13 protein-coding genes are annotated in these 18,865 nt (G+C 69.3%); 3 read left to right on the top strand and 10 right to left on the bottom strand.

The window, feature by feature from the left end; all coding sequences use genetic code 11:
• Positions 1-299 precede the first annotated feature (299 nt).
• The 3 genes from glmU to ACAM26_RS03710 all read left to right on the top strand — a co-directional run bounded on the left by glmU (position 300) and on the right by ACAM26_RS03710 (position 6,006).
• The gene (gene glmU, locus ACAM26_RS03720) at positions 300-1,670 is read left to right on the top strand and encodes a bifunctional UDP-N-acetylglucosamine diphosphorylase/glucosamine-1-phosphate N-acetyltransferase GlmU (protein WP_123139188.1); all 1,371 of its coding nucleotides are present in this window, start codon (positions 300-302) and stop codon (positions 1,668-1,670) included.
• A gap of 13 nt (positions 1,671-1,683) precedes the next feature.
• Positions 1,684-3,516 carry a glutamine--fructose-6-phosphate transaminase (isomerizing) gene (gene glmS, locus ACAM26_RS03715; RefSeq protein WP_132228181.1) on the top strand — a complete coding sequence of 611 codons (1,833 nt, stop codon included), beginning with the start codon at positions 1,684-1,686 and terminating at the stop codon, positions 3,514-3,516.
• 204 nt (positions 3,517-3,720) lie between these two features.
• Positions 3,721-6,006, top strand: a complete 2,286-nt coding sequence (locus tag ACAM26_RS03710; RefSeq protein ID WP_369613134.1) for a DUF1631 domain-containing protein — start codon at positions 3,721-3,723, stop codon at positions 6,004-6,006.
• Between the two features lie 71 nt (positions 6,007-6,077).
• Here ACAM26_RS03710 and ACAM26_RS03705 read toward each other — a convergent pair whose 3' ends face one another.
• The 10 genes from ACAM26_RS03705 to ACAM26_RS03660 all read right to left on the bottom strand — a co-directional run bounded on the left by ACAM26_RS03705 (position 6,078) and on the right by ACAM26_RS03660 (position 18,667).
• Positions 6,078-7,145, bottom strand: coding sequence for an NAD-dependent epimerase/dehydratase family protein (locus tag ACAM26_RS03705; RefSeq protein ID WP_123142713.1), 1,068 nt, complete (start codon positions 7,143-7,145; stop codon positions 6,078-6,080).
• Entirely contained in the window at positions 7,142-8,017 is an 876-nt protein-coding gene (locus ACAM26_RS03700; protein ID WP_369613133.1) for a glycosyltransferase family 2 protein, read from the bottom strand. Before ACAM26_RS03700 ends, ACAM26_RS03705 begins: the two co-directional genes overlap by 4 nt.
• Entirely contained in the window at positions 8,014-10,125 is a 2,112-nt protein-coding gene (locus ACAM26_RS03695; protein ID WP_369613132.1) for a glycosyltransferase, read from the bottom strand. Before ACAM26_RS03695 ends, ACAM26_RS03700 begins: the two co-directional genes overlap by 4 nt.
• Positions 10,126-10,133: 8 nt before the next feature.
• Complete coding sequence (locus tag ACAM26_RS03690) at positions 10,134-10,607, bottom strand: DUF302 domain-containing protein (RefSeq protein ID WP_369613131.1); 474 nt, start codon at positions 10,605-10,607, stop codon at positions 10,134-10,136.
• Between the two features lie 116 nt (positions 10,608-10,723).
• A complete protein-coding gene (locus ACAM26_RS03685) occupies positions 10,724-11,191 on the bottom strand; it encodes a hypothetical protein (protein ID WP_123142709.1) in 468 nt (155 codons plus the stop codon).
• A 56-nt stretch (positions 11,192-11,247) separates the two neighbouring features.
• Positions 11,248-12,123 (bottom strand): hydrogenase nickel incorporation protein HypB, encoded by an 876-nt coding sequence (gene hypB / locus ACAM26_RS03680; RefSeq protein WP_123139179.1) that lies wholly within the window; start codon positions 12,121-12,123, stop codon positions 11,248-11,250.
• Between the two features lie 175 nt (positions 12,124-12,298).
• A complete protein-coding gene (locus ACAM26_RS03675) occupies positions 12,299-12,661 on the bottom strand; it encodes a hydrogenase maturation nickel metallochaperone HypA (RefSeq protein ID WP_123139178.1) in 363 nt (120 codons plus the stop codon).
• A gap of 28 nt (positions 12,662-12,689) precedes the next feature.
• Positions 12,690-14,576: a biosynthetic arginine decarboxylase gene (speA, locus tag ACAM26_RS03670; RefSeq protein ID WP_123142708.1), complete on the bottom strand. Its 1,887-nt coding sequence runs from the start codon at positions 14,574-14,576 to the stop codon at positions 12,690-12,692.
• Between the two features lie 71 nt (positions 14,577-14,647).
• Positions 14,648-15,982: a Glu/Leu/Phe/Val dehydrogenase gene (locus tag ACAM26_RS03665; protein ID WP_123139176.1), complete on the bottom strand. Its 1,335-nt coding sequence runs from the start codon at positions 15,980-15,982 to the stop codon at positions 14,648-14,650.
• A 180-nt stretch (positions 15,983-16,162) separates the two neighbouring features.
• Positions 16,163-18,667 (bottom strand): glycogen/starch/alpha-glucan phosphorylase, encoded by a 2,505-nt coding sequence (locus ACAM26_RS03660; RefSeq protein WP_123142707.1) that lies wholly within the window; start codon positions 18,665-18,667, stop codon positions 16,163-16,165.
• Positions 18,668-18,865: the final 198 nt, after the last annotated feature.

The following is an 18,865-nucleotide window of genomic DNA, read 5'->3' as shown; positions in this document are numbered from 1 at the left end:
CGCGCTGCACGAGGAAAACGCCCCGTCCGCAAGGTCGGGGCGTTTTTTTATCGGCCAAGGGGCCTTATTCTCGCCAACGGTGCGCTTGACGCTGACGAAACGCCCGGCGCATGCTCCCTGCGAGCCATATGGCGATGACACCCAAAGACGACGCGCACACAGCAGTGCTCGCGACACGTGCCCCAGACGGCTAGGATAGCCACCGAGCGCGATGCCCGTGACCGCTCCCGGCGGAGCATCCTCTCCAGGGATGATGGGCGTCTCTCCCTATCGACAACTCCAGCAAGGATCACTCAGGCATGAAGTTAGGCGTCGTGATACTGGCCGCCGGGCTCGGCAAGCGGATGCGTTCGAGACTCCCCAAGGTCCTCCATCCACTGGCCGGCAAGCCACTGCTCGCGCACGTCCTCGAGGCGGCGGAGACGATCGAGCCGACACGAATCGTGGTCGTCCACGGCCATGCCGGCGATCAGGTGCGTGCGGCCCTCGATGGCCATTCCTGCACCTGGGTCGAGCAGACCGAGCAGCGCGGCACCGCGCACGCAGTGATGCAGGCGATGCCCGCACTCGCCGATCTCGACCGCGTGCTGGTGCTCTATGGCGATGTGCCGCTGATCTCGCCGGCCACCCTCGAGCGACTGATCGCCGCGGCCGACGGCAGCCCGCTGGCGCTGCTCACCGCCGAACTCCCCGACCCCACCGGCTATGGCCGAATCCTGCGCGATGCCGAGGGACGCATCGAGCGCATCGTCGAGGAGCGCGACGCCGACGAACAGCAGCGCCGCATCCGCGAGTCGAACACCGGCTTCCTGATCGCCGATCGCGCCCGTCTCGACGACTGGCTCTCGCGCATCGACGACGACAACGCCCAGGGCGAGTACTACCTCACCGACGTCACCGCACTGGCCGCGGCCGACGGCGTGGACGTGGCCAGTGCCCGTCCCGACAGCCTCACCGAGGTCTCCGGGGTCAACGACCGCGTCCAGCTCGCCGCGCTCGAACGCGCCTGGCAGCGCCAGCAGGCCGAGCGACTGATGCGCGCCGGCGTCACCCTGCAGGACCCGGCGCGCTTCGACCTGCGCGGCCGGCTCACCGCCGCGAGCGACTGCACCATCGACGTCAATGTCGTCATCGAGGGTGAGGTCGAGATCGCCGCGGGGGTCCACATCGGCCCCAACTGCGTGCTGCGCGACTGCACCATCGGCGCCAACACCGAGATCCTCGCCAACTGCGTGATCGAGGGCGCCCGGGTCGGCGCCGACGCCCGCATCGGTCCCTTCGCGCGGCTGCGTCCGGGCAGCGAACTGGGCGATGCCACCCATGTCGGCAACTTCGTCGAGACCAAGAACACCCGCCTCGGCGCCGGCAGCAAGGCCAATCATCTGACCTATCTGGGGGACGCCACCATCGGCGCCGGGGTCAACATCGGCGCCGGCACCATCACCTGCAACTACGACGGCGCCAACAAGTCGCGTACCGAGATCGGTGACCGCGCCTTCATCGGCTCGAACAGCGCGCTGGTGGCGCCGGTGAGCATCGGCGAGGGGGCCACCATCGGCGCCGGATCGGTGATCACCCGTACCGCGCCGGCCGAGCAGCTCACCCTCTCGCGTGCCCGCCAGCACAGCGTCAACGGCTGGCAGCGCCCCCAGAAACAGCCGAAACCCTAAGGAGTTCCAGTCTATGTGCGGCATCGTCGGCGCCATCGCCCAACGCCCGGTCGCGGCCATCCTGCTCGAGGGGCTGAAGCGACTCGAATACCGCGGCTACGACTCCGCGGGTATCGCCATCCTCGAGGGCCCGGGGCAGCTCAACCGCTCCCGCACCCTCGGCAAGGTCGCGCGTCTCGCCGAGGAGGTCGACGCACACCCACTGCCCGGGCTGCTCGGCATCGCCCACACCCGCTGGGCGACCCACGGCGAACCGGCCGCCCACAACGCCCACCCGCACGTCTGTCGCGACCGCTGCGCGATCGTGCACAACGGCATCATCGAGAACCACGAGCAGCTGCGCGCCGCCCAGCGCGAGGCCGGTCACCGCTTCACCTCCGAGACCGACACCGAGGTGGTGGTGCATGCGATCTATGACCAGCTCGCCGCCGGTCACGGACTGCTCGAAGCGGTGCGCAACACCACCGCCGAGCTGCAGGGCGCCTATGCCCTGGGGGTGATCGACACCCAGGACCCCGAGCGCCTGATCGCCGCGCGCGAGGGCAGCCCGCTGGTGATCGGGATCGGCTTCGGCGAGCACTTCATCGCCTCGGACGTGTTCGCCCTGCTGCCGGTCACCCACCGCTTCATCTTCCTCGAGGAAGGGGATATCGCCGAGCTCACCCGCGAGCGGGTGCGCATCTGGGACCGCGACGGGCGCGAGGTCGAGCGTCCGATCAAGACCTCCAGCCTGGCGCTCGACGCCGCCGAGCGCGGCGAGTACCGCCACTACATGCTCAAGGAGATCTTCGAGCAACCACAGGCGATCGCCGATACCCTCGACGACCGTCTCAGCGGCAACCGACTGCGCCCCGAGTGCTTCGGCAACGAGGCCGAGGCGCTGTTCACCGAGATCAAGGCGGTCACCATCGTCGCCTGCGGCACCAGCTATCATGCCGCGCAGGTCGCCCGCTACTGGATCGAGGCCCTCGCCGGGCTGCCGTGCAGCGTCGAGGTCGCCAGCGAGTACCGCTACCGCCAGCATGTGGTCCCCGAACAGGCGCTGTTCGTCACCCTCTCGCAGTCGGGCGAGACCGCCGATACCCTGGCCGCGCTGCGCCAGGCCAGGCAGAGCGGCTATCGCGCCACCCTGGCGATCTGCAACGTCCCCGAGAGTTCGCTGGTGCGCGAGTCCGATCTGGTGCTGCTCACCCATGCCGGTCCAGAGATCGGGGTGGCCTCGACCAAGGCCTTCACCACCCAGCTCGTCGCCCTGCTGTTGCTGACCCTGGCGCTCGGGCGCGGACGTGGCATCGACGAGGCCGAGGAGGCACGGCTGGTCGGGCTGTTGCGCTCGCTGCCGCTCAAGATCGAGGAGGTGCTGCGACTCGACGAGCAGATCGCGATGCTCGCCGAGTCCTTCGTCGACAAGCACCACACCCTCTTCCTCGGGCGCGGCGAACAGTACCCGATCGCCATGGAGGGCGCGCTCAAGCTCAAGGAGATCTCCTATATCCATGCCGAGGCCTACCCCGCTGGCGAACTCAAGCACGGCCCACTGGCGCTGATCGACGAGCAGATGCCGGTGGTCGCGGTGGCGCCCAACAACGCCCTGCTCGAGAAGCTCAAGTCCAACCTCGAGGAGGTCCGGGCGCGCGGCGGCCAACTCTATGTCTTCGCCGACTTCCAGGTCCCGCTCGACGAGACCGATGGGGTTAATGTCATCCGTCTGCCCGAGACCGACGACCTGCTCGACCCGCTGGTCTTCACCATCCCGCTGCAGTTGCTCGCCTATCATGTCGCCGTGCTCAAGGGCACCGACGTCGATCAACCGCGCAACCTGGCCAAGTCGGTGACCGTCGAGTAGACATATCCCCTTCGCCGCTGTGATCGAGTTGACAGCGGCAAGATCACGTCGGCATATACTCTGCGTAAGAAGGAACAGACCCGGGAGGAGGGGACCGGGTCTGCAGGCCGCGAACTTGAGCCACAGCCGACCGCCTTATCGTCCCCGTCGCTCGGGCGCGCGCGACCGGACGCGCTGCGCCGTCCCTGCCTTCTGGAACCAACCATGGCCGACAGATCCTCATCGAACGTCGTCCCGCTCGCCGGTCGCGGCCTCCCGCCAGAGGCCCCGGCATCGGCCGATCCAGCCACCCTGCTCGCGGCCTGTCGCGACCGCCTCGCGCACGGTCTCGCCACCGTCTTCGCCCAGCATCTCGACAGCGCCAACGACGACTTCCTCGGCATGGCCGATCGCGCCACCAGCCTCGAGCAGCAACAACTCTATTTCGCCGCCATGGACTTCCTCACCGGCCATGGCCAGCTGCTGCTGCAACAGTTCCGCAGCACCTATGTCGCGCAGTTCGAAGCGGCGGTCGCGGCCCTGCGCGGCACCACCGTGGAAGGCGGGCGCGCGAACCAGGAGCCGCGCGAGCTGAGCCTGATCGACACCGACGACTTCGAGCGCGACCTGGCAATCGCCAAGCTCTCGGCCCGCGCCGCGTGCAACTGCGCGCAGCAGCTCACCGCGCTCGATCGACGCTTTGCCGCACTGCTGCAACTCTCGCGTATCGCTCAGGACGACAACCCGCTGCACCCGCGCGCGCTCTTCACCACGATGCTCGACGCGCTCGGCGCACTCGACGTCGGCGAACAGCTCGGACTGATCCTGCTGCAGGAGTTCGAGCGCCAGACCTCGGCCGAGCTGCCGGGCATCTATGCCGACCTCAACCGCTTTCTCGCCGAGGCCGGCATCCTCCCCAACATCCCGCTCGCCGGCCCCCAGCGCGCACTACGCAGCCAACCACTCGACGCCGCTGACGCTCACCCACCGCTCGATGAGCACCGGCAGACTGCCGCATCGGCGCCGCACCAGGGCGAGCACGGCAACAGCGACGTCTTCGAACAGCTCGCCCAGGCGCTGCAGGCAGCCGCCACCCAGCGCCCAGCGGCCACCGGCCAGTTCCACCAGGGCATGCCACCGACGCCCCGGGCGGCACCATCACAACCGCGCCAGCAGACGCTCGACATCGCCGAGCTGATCCAGGCCCTCACCGGGCTGCAACGCGGCGGCGGCGACGTCCGTCAGCTGCCGGGACTCGGCGCATCCCCCATCGACCCGGCGCAGAACGACGCACTGCAACGAATCCGCGCCACCCCAATGGCCGACTGGTCGCACCCGGTCGACGCGCTCACCATCGACATCGTCTCGATGCTGTTCGACGCCATGTTCAAGGACCCCGAACTCTCGGCGGCGATCCGCGCCGAGCTGGCCAAGCTGCAGATCCCGGTGCTCAAGGTCGCGCTGATCGACAAGCACTTCTTCTCCGAGCGACGCCACCCCGCACGCCGACTGCTCGATCTCATCGCCAGCTCCGGCCTCGGCCGCAGCGAGGAGGACGAACCGCGTCTGATCGAGCGGATCCGTGCCATCGTCGATGGCGTGGTCGATGGCTTCGATGACGACGTCGAGGTCTTCGCCCGCCAGCTCCAGGCGTTCGAGCAATTCCTCGACGAGGAAGAGACGCGGGCCCGTGGCAAGGCGAGCAAGGTGCTCGGCGAGCTGGCCCGACGCGATCGGCGCGAGGTCGCCGAGCGACGTGTCGAGGCCGTCATCACCGAGCACGCCCACCCGGAGGCCCCGGCACTGATCAGCGGCTTCGTCGGCGAGCATTGGCGACAGGTGTTGGTCGACGTGTTCATCGACACCGGCGAGGACGGCGAGGACTGGCGGGAAGCGGTGCAGCTGATGGACGACCTGCTGTGGTCGGTCGAGCCCAAGCTCACCCAGGAGGAGCGCGACCGTCTGCTCACCCTGCTCCCGGACCTCATCACCCGGCTGCGCAAGGGGCTCGAGCGTATCGACCAGGAGACCTCCTGGGACAGCTTCTTCGGTCAGCTGATCCGGCTGCACATGGCGGCCCTGCATCGCGAGGGCGTGAACGACTCGCCGCCAGCGCAGGACAACGTCGAGGACACGACCACCGCCCCGGCATCGGCATCGGCATCGGCATCGGCATCGGCATCGGCATCGGCATCGGCATCGGCATCCGATGATGCCGACGACGCAGAGACCGATCACCATCTGCGTCTCGCGCGCGCCCTCGAGGTCGGCGCCTGGGTCGAGTTCAAGAGCGTGCGCGGGACCCGCAAGACGCTGCGACTGAGTTGGGTCAGTGAGTATCGTGGCGTCTATCTGTTCACCAACCGTCAGGGTGACAACGCCCTCACGCTCGCCACCACCAGCCTCGCCAATCATCTGCGCCAGGGCAGCGCCCGACTGCTCAGCCAGGACCCGCTCACCGAGCGTGCGGTCAGTCAGGTCCTGGAGCGCCGTACCGACCCCGAAACCTGACCCGGACCACGACGCCGTCGTCGCGCCTCACCGACGACGGCACGGCCGCCGCTACCGCCAGTCGCACCCGATCAGACGACCGACGAGTCGGGGGGGCGAGGCCCCTCCCGATCCCCGCCCCGAACCATCCGCACCAACCCCTCGATCTCCTCATCGAGCCGGAGCCGGGCACGGAACCCCAGCTCGCGCTCGAGCGTGGCCGAGGAGAACCAGGCATCGCCGACGAGCTTGTCGAGCCCTTCCAGGGTCAGGGGCATGCGCCGACCGAGCAGACGCTCGCCGAGCGTGCCGACCCCGGCGGCGGCGCGCAGCGCCCACAGCGGCACCGTCCAGCGCGGCACCGGACGGTCGAGCGCGCGACAGATGCGCTCGTAGATCCAGCGCGTGGAATAGGCGCCGCCATCGGTCACGCAATAGGTGCGCCCGGCGCTCGCCGGGTGGGCGACGGCGAGCAGCACCGCAGCCACCGCATCCTCGACGTGCACCGCCGAGCGGTGGTTGTCGATCCGTGGCCAGGGCGGGAAGCGATGGGCGGCGACGGCGGCGATCATCCGCGCCAGATTGCCCTCCCCCGCCAACCCGTAGACCATCGGCAGGCGCAACACGCAGCCGGGGATGCCGAGCGCCGCGGCGCTCGCCAGCAACTCGCCCTCGGCGACCAGCTTGGCGCGACCATAGCCGGTCTCGGGCGCGGGTTCGACCTCGTCGGGGCCGGCCGGATGGCCGCGCGCCCCGGTCGCATCCCCCATCGCCTTGACCGTGCTGAGATAGAGCATCCGCCGCAGCGACCCGGCGCTGCGCGCCTCGGCCATCAGTGCGCGCGTGCCCTCGGCGGTCACCGTCCAGTGTCCCGGGGCCTCGTAGATGTCGGGCTCGTCGGCGGCCGGGGCATAGCTGGCGAGATGGATCAGGGTCTCGACCCCGGCACAGACCCCGGCGAGGGTCTCGGGACGGGCGAGATCGGCGCGACGCGTCTCCACCCCCCGCCCCGGCCACAGCCGCTCGACCACCGCCGGTGCGCGGCTGACCACCGCCACCCGCTGACCGTGCGCGAGCAGCGCCTCGACCAGCACCCGACCGACCCGGCCGGTAGCCCCGGTGACCAGCACCAGTCCGAGTGCATCCGCGCGCAGACTCATGTCGCCCGCCCCCGTCGCAGCCACTGACGCGCGACCAGCAGCCCCAGGTGCAGACGGATACCGAGGATCACCAGCCAGCTGAACGGACGCGGATAGCGCCGGTACTGGAACTTGCGATAGAAGCGCTCCATGCCGCGATGCTTGTGGCGCTCGACGGCCAGCGGATCACCACCGCTGCAGGCGCCCTTGTGATGCACCACCTCGACCCCGGGCACCAGCAGCACCCGCCAGCCGGCCTCAGCAAAGCGCACGAACCAGTCGAGGTCCTCGCAGTGCAGGAAATAGCCCTCGTCGAGCGGGCCGACCTGCTCGAGCGCGGCGCGGCGCACGAACATGAACGAGCCCGAGGTCGCCTCGACCGTCACCGGCTCGCGCGGCGGCGGCAGATGACGCTGATCGAGTCCGGCGCCACCGAGCCGCTCCAGTCCGAGCAGACGGCGCAGCGCGATCCAGGGATCGGGGATGGCGCGCCGACAGGCGACCTGCTCGGCGCCGTCCGGATCGCGCACCATGCACCCGGCGATCCCCGCCTCGGGATGGGCCTCGAGCGCCTCGACCATACGCCCGAGGGTATCGGGGGCGACGATGCAGTCGGGGTTGAGGAACAGCAGCCAGGGCGCGCCGGCCAGCGGCAGCGCGCGGTTGTTGCCCGCAGCGAAGCCGAGGTTGGCGCCGTTCTCGACGATCCGCAGCCGCGCATCGGCACCGACCCGCGCGCGCAACCGGGTGAGGCTGTCGTCGACCGAGCCGTTGTCGCTGACGATCACCTCGACGGCGAGCGTCGAGCCGAGCACCGCCGTCACGCACTCGGCGAGCAACGCCCCGGCGTTGTAGTTGACGACGATGACGCTGACCAGCGGCATGGCGCTCATCGGCTCACCTCCTCGTCGAGCGCGACCCGCACCGCGCGCTCGGCGGCGGCGAAACCGAAGTGGCGCTCCATCACCGCCAGCCCGCCGTCGGAAAGGCGCTGCCAGAGCGCGTCGTCGACACAGACCCGGGCGATGGCGTCAGCCAGCGCGCGGGCGTCCTCGCCGAGCAGCACCGACTCGCCGTCGACCAGATGCATGCCCTCGGCGGCCACCGCGGTGGCCACCACCGGCAGCCCGTGGGCGAGGCTCTGATTGATCTTGCCCTTGACCCCGGCGCCGTAGCGCAGCGGCGCCACCGACGCCCGCGAGCTGGCGAACAGTGGCGCGACATCGGGGACATAGCCGAGGATCTCGATGTCCGGCGCGGCGAGTGCGCGCACCTCCGGCGGCGGCTCGGCGCCGACCACCCGCAGCACCACCCCGGGCAGGCGCTCGCGCAGCAGCGGCATCAGCTCGCGACCGAGGAAGAGCACCGCATCGGTGTTCGGCGGATGGGCGAAGGCGCCGATGAACAGCAGACCGTGACGCTCGGCGGCGGGACGCGCCGAGCCGAAGATGCGATGGATGTTGGAGACCAGATGCACCTCGACATCGGGCGCCTCGGTGGCAAGCAGCGCGCGCTCGGCCTCGCTCACCACCCAGGTCTGGTCGGCGCGACGCATCAGCGCCAGCTCCTGATCGCGACGCCGCGCGGCGATCCGGCGGGTGGCCGCGTCGCCGCGCAACTCGGCGAGCCGGCGCTCGCGCAGGAAGTGCAGATCGACGGTGTCGAAGACGATCCGCGCCCGCGCGCAGTGACGCCGCGCGGCCTCCATCAGCGCCGCGGCGGCATCGGCGCGGCTGAGCACCACCAGATCGTAGCGCGCGCCTTGGGTGGCCAGATGACGCGCGACCGAGGGCACGTGCGGACGATAGAGCACCTCCACCCCGCGCTGCTGGAGCGCGCCGACATAGGGCTCGGGCGCCTCCAGGTTGGCCGCGGCAAAGGTCACCTGATAGCCGAGCCCGCGCAGGATGGCGAACAGGTTGACCATGCGCAGCGAGCCCGACTCGCGGTCCGGCGTCACCATGTAGTTGTCGACCACCAGGGCACGGCGCGCCAGGGCGCGGTCCTTGACCCGGTCGAGCGCCGCGTCGCGCGCGCCGAACCCGGCGAGCGTCTCGCCCCAGCGCGCGCGGAAGGTCTCGGCGTGGATGCGCTGATAGCGCTTGAGCCCGGTGCTCGCCTCGGGGTCGCGCCCGGCGCTCACCCCCTCGAAGTGCACCACCCAGGCCGCCGGCTGGTAGTAGACCCGGAGCCCGGCGGCGCGCACCCGCATCGCCAGATCGGTGTCCTCGTAATAGGCCGGGGCGAAGGTGCGGTCGAAACCGTCGAGACGCTCGAACAGCGCGCGCGGGATCGCCAGCGCCGCGCCCGAGCAGTAGTCGACGGGGCGCACATAGCCGTACTCGGGACGATGCGGATCGTCGAGATGACCATGGTTCCACGCCGAGCCGTCGGCGAAGAGGATGCCGCCGGCCTCCTGCTGACGACCGTCGGGATAGACCAGCCGGGCACCGACCATGCCCGCGTCCGGATAGTCATCGAAGGTCGCCAGCAGGGCGTCGAGCCAGCCCGGCTGCACCTGGGTGTCGTTGTTGAGGAACACCAGCAGCTCGCCGCGCGCGGCCTCGGCGCCACGGTTGCAGGTACCGACGAAACCGAGGTTCTCGGGGTTGCGGATCAGCCGCACCCCGGGATAGGCGGCGAGCCGCGCGGCGCTGTCGTCGGGCGAGCAATCGTCGACCACCACCACCTCGAAGCGCGCCGTGTCGCCACAGCGCGCGAGCGCGGCCAGACAATGATGGGTGTAGCCGAACTGACCGTGGATCGGAATCACCACCGACACCCGTGGGTGCTCGGGCGCGGGCAGCGCGATCGGCTCGAAGGGTTCGTCGAAGGCGAGCAGGACGGGTGGATCGGGGATGCGCAGCGGCGTGGTGCGCAGCCGCCGCGCGAGCTTGCGCGCGAGCACCCGGGGGCCTTCGGTACGCAGCACGTGCAGCGCGCGCGGACCGTAGCGACGAACCAGATCGAGCAGGCGGATAAGCCCCTGCGGCATCGCCATGGTCGCCATCACCAAGCCAGCGCCGCGCGGGCGAGCGCGTCGAGCAACTCGGCGACCTCGCGCATCACCAGGCTTGCGGCCTGCAGCTCGGCGGGGACCGCGCGATAGGCGGCATGGACGGTGGCGGGGTCGCCCGGCAGGGTATAGAGACTGACCACGAAGGGGCAGTTGACGATCCGCGTCGGGTCCTCGCGCATCATCTCGCGCGAGAGCACGGCGCTGCAGAACTCGACCGAGCGCGCCTCACCGTAGACCGGCTCGGTGAAACCGAGGTCCGCGCCAGTGCGGGCGAACATCTCGCCCAGATCGAGGACGTTGTTGATATAGAGACCGCGTTCGAGGATCGCCGCCTGCAGCCCGTCGAGCGCGGCCTCGAGGCTGGTCTCGGCCTGGTGGACGACGGCGCCGCCCGCGGCCAGCGGCGAAGACAGTGGGGCGCAGAGCAGCGCCAGCGCGCAGAGCGCGCGAGTGATCCGTGACATCGGACGCGACCTCCGGTCGATGAAGCCCAGTTGACGAGCCGCATCTTAGCAGCCGCGCCCACCGGGCACAGCGCCGGCCCCGCGGCGACGGGGCCGGTCGCGTCCGACGACCGGGATCAGTACTGGTTCATCGGGCGGAAGCCGGGCGGCGAGGGCCAGTCACCAGGGGACGGGGTCTGCCGCGGCGGCTGGGCGCCGCGCTGACGCGCCTCGAGCTCCTCGACCCGACGCTTGAGCGCCTCGATCTCCTCGGCGGTGGCATCGGGCGCACCAGCCGCCGCAGGCGCGACCGGTGACGCCGGCGTGGTCCCCGGCACGCCGGGATAGGCCGGGGGCGGCGCATAGGGCATGCCGTAACCACCATAGGGCGCGCCATATCCCGGACCGCCATAGGGACCATAGGGCGGAGCATAGGGGCCGTAGGGACCGTCGTAATAGTCATCGTCGTAGCGGTCACCGCCCATCCAGCGGCTGGGGTTCATCATGTCGCCGAAGTTGAACGCCGACACCGCCGGCACCTGCGCCAGCAGGGCGAGCAACGCGATCGCGCGCGCGGAACGTCTGGTGAACATTGGGACTGACACGGAGGTTCCTCCTCGTGGCTTGACGGGGTCCGGGACCGGGCAAGGTGTCGACGGGATCAGCCGTGACTCTGCGCGGCTTGATGGAAGTGACCGTGGCCGTGGTGCTCGCCCTCCTGGGCGTCGCCGTGCAACAAGGCGCCGTCGGGCTGGATCAGCGGGTGGATGGTGCGCCCGAGCGCACGTCTGGTGTCCTGCGCCTGCAGCTCGTCGCGCAGCCAGAGCAGCCAGGGTTCGAGCTCGCCGGGTCGACGGGTCGAGACCACGTCGAAGGGCGCCACGCTTGCCAGCGCGCGCAGATGACGCTCGGCGCGCTCGGGGTCGAAGTCCTCGAGCACCGGCAGCAGATCGCCCTTGGTGCAGAGCACCAGATCGGCGGCGCGGAAGATCACCGGGTACTTGGCCGGCTTGTCGTCGCCCTCGGGCACCGACAGCAGGGTGACGTTGCGGTGCTGGCCGAGGTCGAAGCTCGCCGGGCAGACCAGGTTGCCGACGTTCTCGATGAACAGCAGGTCGATGCCGTCGAGATCGATCTGATGCAGCGCCTGATGGACCATGTGGGCATCGAGATGACAGGCGCTGCCGGTGGCGATCTGTACCGCCTGCACGCCCTTGGCGCGGATGCGCTCGGCATCGTTCTCGGTCTCGAGATCGCCCTCGATCACCGCGATCCGGCAACTCGGCCCGAGCACCTCGATGGTCGCCTCGAGCAGGCGGGTCTTGCCCGCGCCCGGCGAGGACATCAGGTTGATCGCCAGCACGCCGTGACGGTCGAAGTGCTCACGGTTGTGACGGGCCTGATGATCGTTCTCCGTGAGCAGGTTGCGCAGCACGCTGACCGCCGCGCGACCGTCCTCGGTCCGGGCGTGACGTCCGCCATCGCGCACCAGGTGCTCGTTGCCGGGGGTGATGTTGCAGCCACAGGTATCGCACATGACGAGATCTCCGCTAGGGATGCGCTGTTGGGACGATGGCGCGACGTCTTGGCAGCGGTCGCGCGAACCCTGTCCGGGTCATCCATCCACCGGATGCTGGCGCCAACGTCTCCTGAATCCAAGCCTTGGCGTGAGTGTATGTCATCGCGACCGTCACCGGTTAGTCAGAATCCGGTCATGACGCCGGGGCGTCGGGGATCGACAGTTCCAGGTTGGCCAGCAACATCTCGTCGCCGCTGATCAGACGGGTGCGATAACCGTCGCACGCCGCACACAGCAACCGGTTGGGCTCGACCGTGCTCTCCGCGCCACAGTCGAGACAGCGCACCCGCACCGGCGCGGACTCGATCGCCAGGGTCGCGCACTCGGCGCGGGTCCCGGCGGCGGCCAGCGGATAGGCGCGCTCGAGCAAGTCGGGCTCGACCCCGGAGAGCGGCCCGATACGCAACAGGATGCGCTCGACCCGGGTGGCGCCGTGCTCGTCGGCGATCCGCTCGACCTGATCGAGCAGCGCCTGACAGATGGAGAGTTCATGCATCCCGCAACCTCCGCGCGTCGCGGCGGGATCAGCCCCCGCCCTCGAAATAGGTGTAGCCGTAGAGCCCGGCCTTGAGCTCGACGAACAGCCGCTCGCGGGTATCGCGATCGAGTCCGGCGGCATCGAGCTTGCGCCGGTAGTGGGCGAGCAGGGTCCGCGGCTCGAAGTGCACGTAGCTCAACAGCTCGTCGGTGGAGTCGCCACGCTCGGCCTCGCACAGCCGATAGCCAGACGGGGCCTCGGGGTCGAGCTCGACGTTGACCGCATCGGTGTCGCCGAACAGGTTGTGGATGTCGCCGAGGATCTCCTGATAGGCGCCGACCATGAAGAACCCGAGCAGATAGGGCGCGCCCTCGGCGGCGTCGGCATGGATCGGCAGACTGGTCTCCACCCCGCCCTCGTCGACATAGTGCTCGATACAGCCGTCGGAGTCGCAGGTGAGATCGTGGACCAGGGCGCGCGCCTCGGGCAACTCGTCGAGACGCTGGATCGGGGCGATGGGGAAGAGCTGATCGAGCGCCCAGACGTCGGGCATCGACTGGAACAGCGAGAAGTTGCAGAACAGCTTGTCGGCGAGCAGCGCGTTGACGGTATCGGCCAACTCGCGGTGACGCCGCACCGCCGGATCGAGCCGCGCCGCCAGGCGTCGACAGACGGCGAAGAACAGCTCCTCGGCACGGGCACGGGTGGCGAGATCGACGGCATCGTCGGCAAAGCCCGCGCGCAGCGCCTCGAGCAGCTCGCGCGACTCGGCATAGATCTCCTGGGGGGCACCGCGCCCGGCCTCGCGCAGCTGCTCGGCGAGCGCATCGAGCAGCGGCTGGCCCTCCTCGGCGCGCGGCTCGACGCCGAGCCCGGCGGCGCGCTCGCGATCGATGACGTTGGTGATCAGCACCGCATGGTGGGCGGTCAGCGCCCGTCCCGACTCGCTCAGCAGGTCGGGCTCGGGCTGGGAGGCGCGACGACACTCGGCGGCCACCGTCTCCACCACCGCGCGGGCATAGCCGGCGAAGCCGTAGTTGACCGAGCAGTAGTTGCGGGTGCGGGTGCCCTCGTAGTCGACCCCCAGCCCGCCGCCGACATCGAGACAGCCGACCGGCGCGCCCAATCGACGCAGCTCGACATAGAAGCGCGTCAGCTCGGCGACGCCGGCGCGGATGTCCTGGACGCTGGGGATCTGCGAGCCGAGATGGGCATGCAGCAGCCGCAGCCAGTCGAGCCGACCGGCCTCGCGCAACGCCTCGACCAGCGCCAGCACCTGATTGGCCGAGAGCCCGAACTTGGCCTTCTCGCCACCGCTGCTCTGCCAGTTGCCGGCGGCCGCCGCGGCCAACCGCACCCGCACCCCGAGCAGCGGCTCGACGCCGAGGCGCTCGGCCTCGTCGAGGATCAGCGCCAGCTCCGAGGGTTTCTCGATCACCAGGTGCACGCGCAGCCCGAGCCGCTGCCCGATCAACGCCAGACGGATGTACTCGCGATCCTTGTAGCCGTTGCAGACCACCAGCCCGCCGGGGGGCGAGAGCGCCAGCACCGCCATCAGCTCGGGCTTGCTGCCGGCCTCAAGCCCTGCCTGGCCGGAGCGCAGGATCTCGCGCACCACCCCGGCCTGCTGATTGACCTTGATCGGATAGACCGGCTGGTAGCCGCCCCGGTAACCGCAGGCGGCACCGGCCGCGGCGAAGGCCGCGGCGAGCGCGGCGACACGATGGCGGAGGATATCGGTGAAGCGCACCAGCACCGGCAGCGACAGCCCCTCGGCGTCGAGCTGCGCGGCGAGCGCGGCGAGATCGATCTCGACCGCGCCCTCGGGATCGGGACGGGCACACAGGTGCCCCGCCCCGTTGATGGTGAAATAGCCCTCGCCCCAACGGTCGATGGCATAGATCTCGTTGCAGCGTCGGGCCGCTTGATCCACCGCGCCTGTCTCCTCGCTCCAGAATGATGATGGCCGACCGCCGGGCCGGAGCCCGGCGGTCGCGGCCCCGATCAGGGCCAGATGCCGCGCTGCAGGGTCGCCCTGGCGAGTCGATCGAGCGCCTCGACCAGGGCGGCGGTGCGCAGATCGCCGCACAGCCCCTGCTCGGCGCAATCCTGGGGGAAGCCGCGCCAGCGCGCAACCACCCGGTCGGTGGCATCGAACATGCGGGTACGCAGCCGGTTGTTGACCTCCTCGAGCGACCAGCTGTGATGCTCGATGTTCTGCACCCACTCGTAATAGCTCACGGTCACGCCACCGGCGTTGGCGAGGATGTCGGGCAGCACCACGATGCCGCGCGCGGCGAGCACGTCATCGGCCTCCGGGGTGATCGGGCGATTGGCGCCCTCGACCACCAGCCGCGCCGCCACTCGCTCGGCGTTGCCGCTGTGGATCTGACCGCCGAGCGCCGCCGGCACCAGGATGTCGCACTCGAGCGCGAGCAGATCGTCGTTGGTGATGGTGCGACTACCGGGCAGACCGACCACGGTGCCGTGGGTATCCTTGTGGGTGTCGAGCAGATCGAGGTCGAGCGCGGCACCGTTCTCGGCGAGGATCGCGCCGCCGGAGTCGCTCACCGCGCAGACCTGCGCGCCCATCTCCTGGAACAACCGTGCGGCGATGCGACCGACGTTACCGAAGCCCTGGATCACCACCCGCGCGCCCTGCAGGCTGTCGAGCCCGGGCACGCCGCCGAGCGCGATCAGCCGCTCGGCGGTGTAGACGCAGCCGCGGCTGGTCGCCTCGGTGCGACCGGCCGAGCCGCCGAGCTCACGCGGCTTGCCGGTGACCACCGGCAGGTTGTTCTCGCCGGGGTGGAGCTGGTCGTAGGTGTCGTAGATCCAGGCCATGGTCTGGGCGTCGGTATAGACGTCCGGGGCCGGGACATCGGTATAGGGGCCGATGTTGTCGCCGAGCTCGGAGATGAAGCGCCGGGTGATGCGTCGGAGTTCACCCTCGCTGAGTTCCTTGGGATCGCAGGCCACACCGCCCTTGGCACCACCGAAGGGCAGGTGCAGCAGCGCGCACTTCCAGCTCATCAGCGCCGCGAGCACCTTCACCTCGCCCGGACTCACCGCCGGGTGATAGCGGATGCCCCCCTTGCCGGGGCCGAACATGCGGCTGTGCAGCACCCGGTAGCCCTCGAAGTGGCGGATGTGTCCGTCGTCCATCTCCACCGGGACGCTGACGTTGATGGTGCGCCGCGGCAGGCGCAGATAGTCCACCAGCCCCGGCGGCACCTCACTGAGGTGGGTGCGGGCACGATGAAACTGCTCGGTGAGGATGCGCTCGGGATCGAGTTCATCGGCGAGCGGGGTGGACTGCGAGGATTGGGTGTCGGTCATGACGGCTCCAGCGATAACCGCCGAGCCCTACCACAGGGGCGTGCTCGGCACGGGGACAGGACCGCCCCGGACACCCGACCAGCCCCCCGAGGGGGCTGGTCGACGGTGGCCGTGGGGTCGGCCACCGACAAGGTTCCTCGGAAATATCCCCGCTTGCAACACGGAAAACGGCCAGGCCGCTCAGTCGCGCGGCGTGATCGTCTGCAGTCGCCAGATGTCGTGATTGTAATCGCCGATGGTGCGATCGGAAGAAAAGCGGCCACTGTGTGCACTGTTGAGGATACTCATCCGCCACCACCGCTCGGGATCGCGATAGGCCGCCGCGGCCTGCTCCTGGGTGTCGACATAGCTGCGGAAGTCAGCCGCGGTCATCCAGGGGTCGTGCGGGTTGCGGATCGACAGGGTGATGGCGTCGAAGATCCCCGGTTCGAAGCGGTTGAAGTAACCCGATTCGATCAGCGCCATCACCTCGCGCAGCGCCGGATCGGCGGCGATGATGCCGTTGGGATCGTAATGGGCGCGGGCCGCGACGACCTCCTCGGCGGTGAGTCCGAAGAGGAAGAAGTTGTCGGCACCGACCTGCTCGCGGATCTCGATGTTGGCGCCATCGAGGGTGCCGATGGTCACCGCGCCGTTCATCATGAACTTCATGTTGCCGGTGCCCGAGGCCTCCTTGCCCGCCGTCGAGATCTGCTCGGAGAGATCGGTGCCCGGGGCGATCACCTCCATCAGCGAGACCCGGTAGTCGGGCACGAAGGCCACCCGCAACAGGCCGGCGGTATCGGGATCGGCGTTGACCACGGCGGCGACGTTGTTGATGAACTTGATGATCTGCTTGGCCATCACGTAGCCGGGCGCGGCCTTGCCGCCGAGCAGCACGCAGCGCGGGGTCCAGTCCTGGGTGTCGCCCTGCTTGATGCGGTTGTAGAGATGGACGACGTGCAGCACGTTGAGCAACTGGCGCTTGTACTCGTGGATGCGCTTGACCTGGACGTCGAACATCGCCTCGAGCGGGAAGTCGACGTGACAGATCTGCGCCACCACCTCGGCCAGACGACGCTTGTTCTCCTGCTTGATCTCGCGCCAGCGCGCGCGGAAGGCGGCATCCTCGGCCAGCGGTGCGAGCCCCTCGAGACGCTCCAGATCGCACATCCAGTCACCGCCGAGCTCGGCGTCGAGCAACCGTGCCAGCCCCGGGTTGCACATCGCCAGCCAGCGGCGCGGCGTGACGCCGTTGGTCTTGTTGTTGAACTTGTCCGGCCAGAGCTCGTAGAAGTCGTGGAACAGCCCCTGTCTGAGCAGTTCGGAGTGCAGCGCCGCCACCCCGTTGACCGAGAAGCTGCCGACGATCGCCAGATAGGCCATGCGCACCTGCGGCTCGTGCCCCTCCTCGATCAGCGACATCCGCCGCAGCCGCTCGTTGTCGCCCGGCCAGTGCCGCTCGACCTCCATCAGGAAACGGGCGTTGATCTCGTAGATGATCTCGAGGATGCGCGGCAGCAGCTGCTCGAACAGTCGTACCGGCCACCGCTCCAGCGCCTCCGGCAGCAGGGTGTGGTTGGTGTAGGCCATGGTCTCGCGGGTGATGCCCCAGGCGGTGTCCCAGGAGAGCTGGTGCTCGTCGACCAGCTGGCGCATCAGCTCGGCGACCGAGACCGCCGGATGGGTGTCGTTGAGCTGGAAGCAATTGAACTCGGCAAAGCGCGAGAAGTCCTCGCCGTGCAGCCGCACCCAATCGCGCAACACGTCCTTGATGCTGGCGCTGGCGAGGAAGAACTGCTGGCGCAGGCGCAGTTCCTTGCCGTTCTCGCTGGCATCGTTGGGATAGAGCACCATGGTGATGTGCTCGGCCTGGTTCTTCTGCGCCACCGCCTCGGTGTAGCTGCCGGCGTTGAACTCGTCGAGATTGAAGTCGTCGGTGGCCGCCGCCTTCCACAACCGCAGGGTGTTGACCGTATCGTTGCGATAACCGGGCACCGGGAGGTCATAGGGCACGGCGAGCACGTCGCAGGTATCGACCCAGCGCACCGCCTCGCGACCTTGATGATCGAGATAGCGCTCGGTGCGCCCGCCGAACTGTACCCGCTGGGTGAACTCGGGGCGCTCCAGCTCCCAGGGGTTGCCGTCGCGCAGCCAGTGATCGGGCTCCTCGACCTGGGCGCCGTGCTCGATCACCTGACGGAACATGCCGTATTCGTAGCGCAGCCCGTAGCCGCGCACCGGCAGCTGCAGAGTGGCGCAGGAGTCGAGGAAGCAGGCCGCCAACCGCCCCAGACCACCGTTGCCGAGCCCGGGGTCGGGCTCGTTCTCGGCCAGCTCCTCGAGCTGGACGCCGAGATCGTGCAGTCCCTTGGTGAGCGCATCCTCGAGCCCGAGGTTGAGCATGGCGTTGGACAGCGCCCGCCCCATCAGGAACTCCAGCGAGAGATAGTAGACGCGGCGGCACTTGTCGCCGTCATAGGCCTGGCGGGTACGCTTCCAGCGCTCCATCAGCCGGTCGCGCAGGGTGATGGCGAGCGCCGCGTAGGGGTAGTAGGCCGCCAGCGAGTCACTGTCGCGTCCCAGGGTATAGCCGTAATAGCGTTGGAAGTCCCGGGCGAGCCCCGCGGCATCCATCGGCAGAGAGGGCAGGTCGAAGAGGTGCTCGCTGAGCGGGTTCTGCAAGAGTGTCTTGTAGGGGGACATGGCGCACATGGGTCCTCAGTCGTGTTTGAAGATCGGCCGTCGGGCAGACCGCGACGCGGCGGCTACCGAACACGACCCGGATCGCGATCGGATCCTCTGAGCAATAGCGTCAGCAAGGCGCGGGCCAGAATGCACGGTCCCACACGCGACTCACCGCAGATCATCATAGCCGCCGGTCGGGTCTGGTTGATGAAGTCG

Source organism: Marichromatium sp. PS1 (genome assembly GCF_041155115.1).
GTDB lineage: Bacteria > Pseudomonadota > Gammaproteobacteria > Chromatiales > Chromatiaceae > Marichromatium > Marichromatium gracile.
This window is presented reverse-complemented; position numbering and strand designations above follow the sequence as displayed.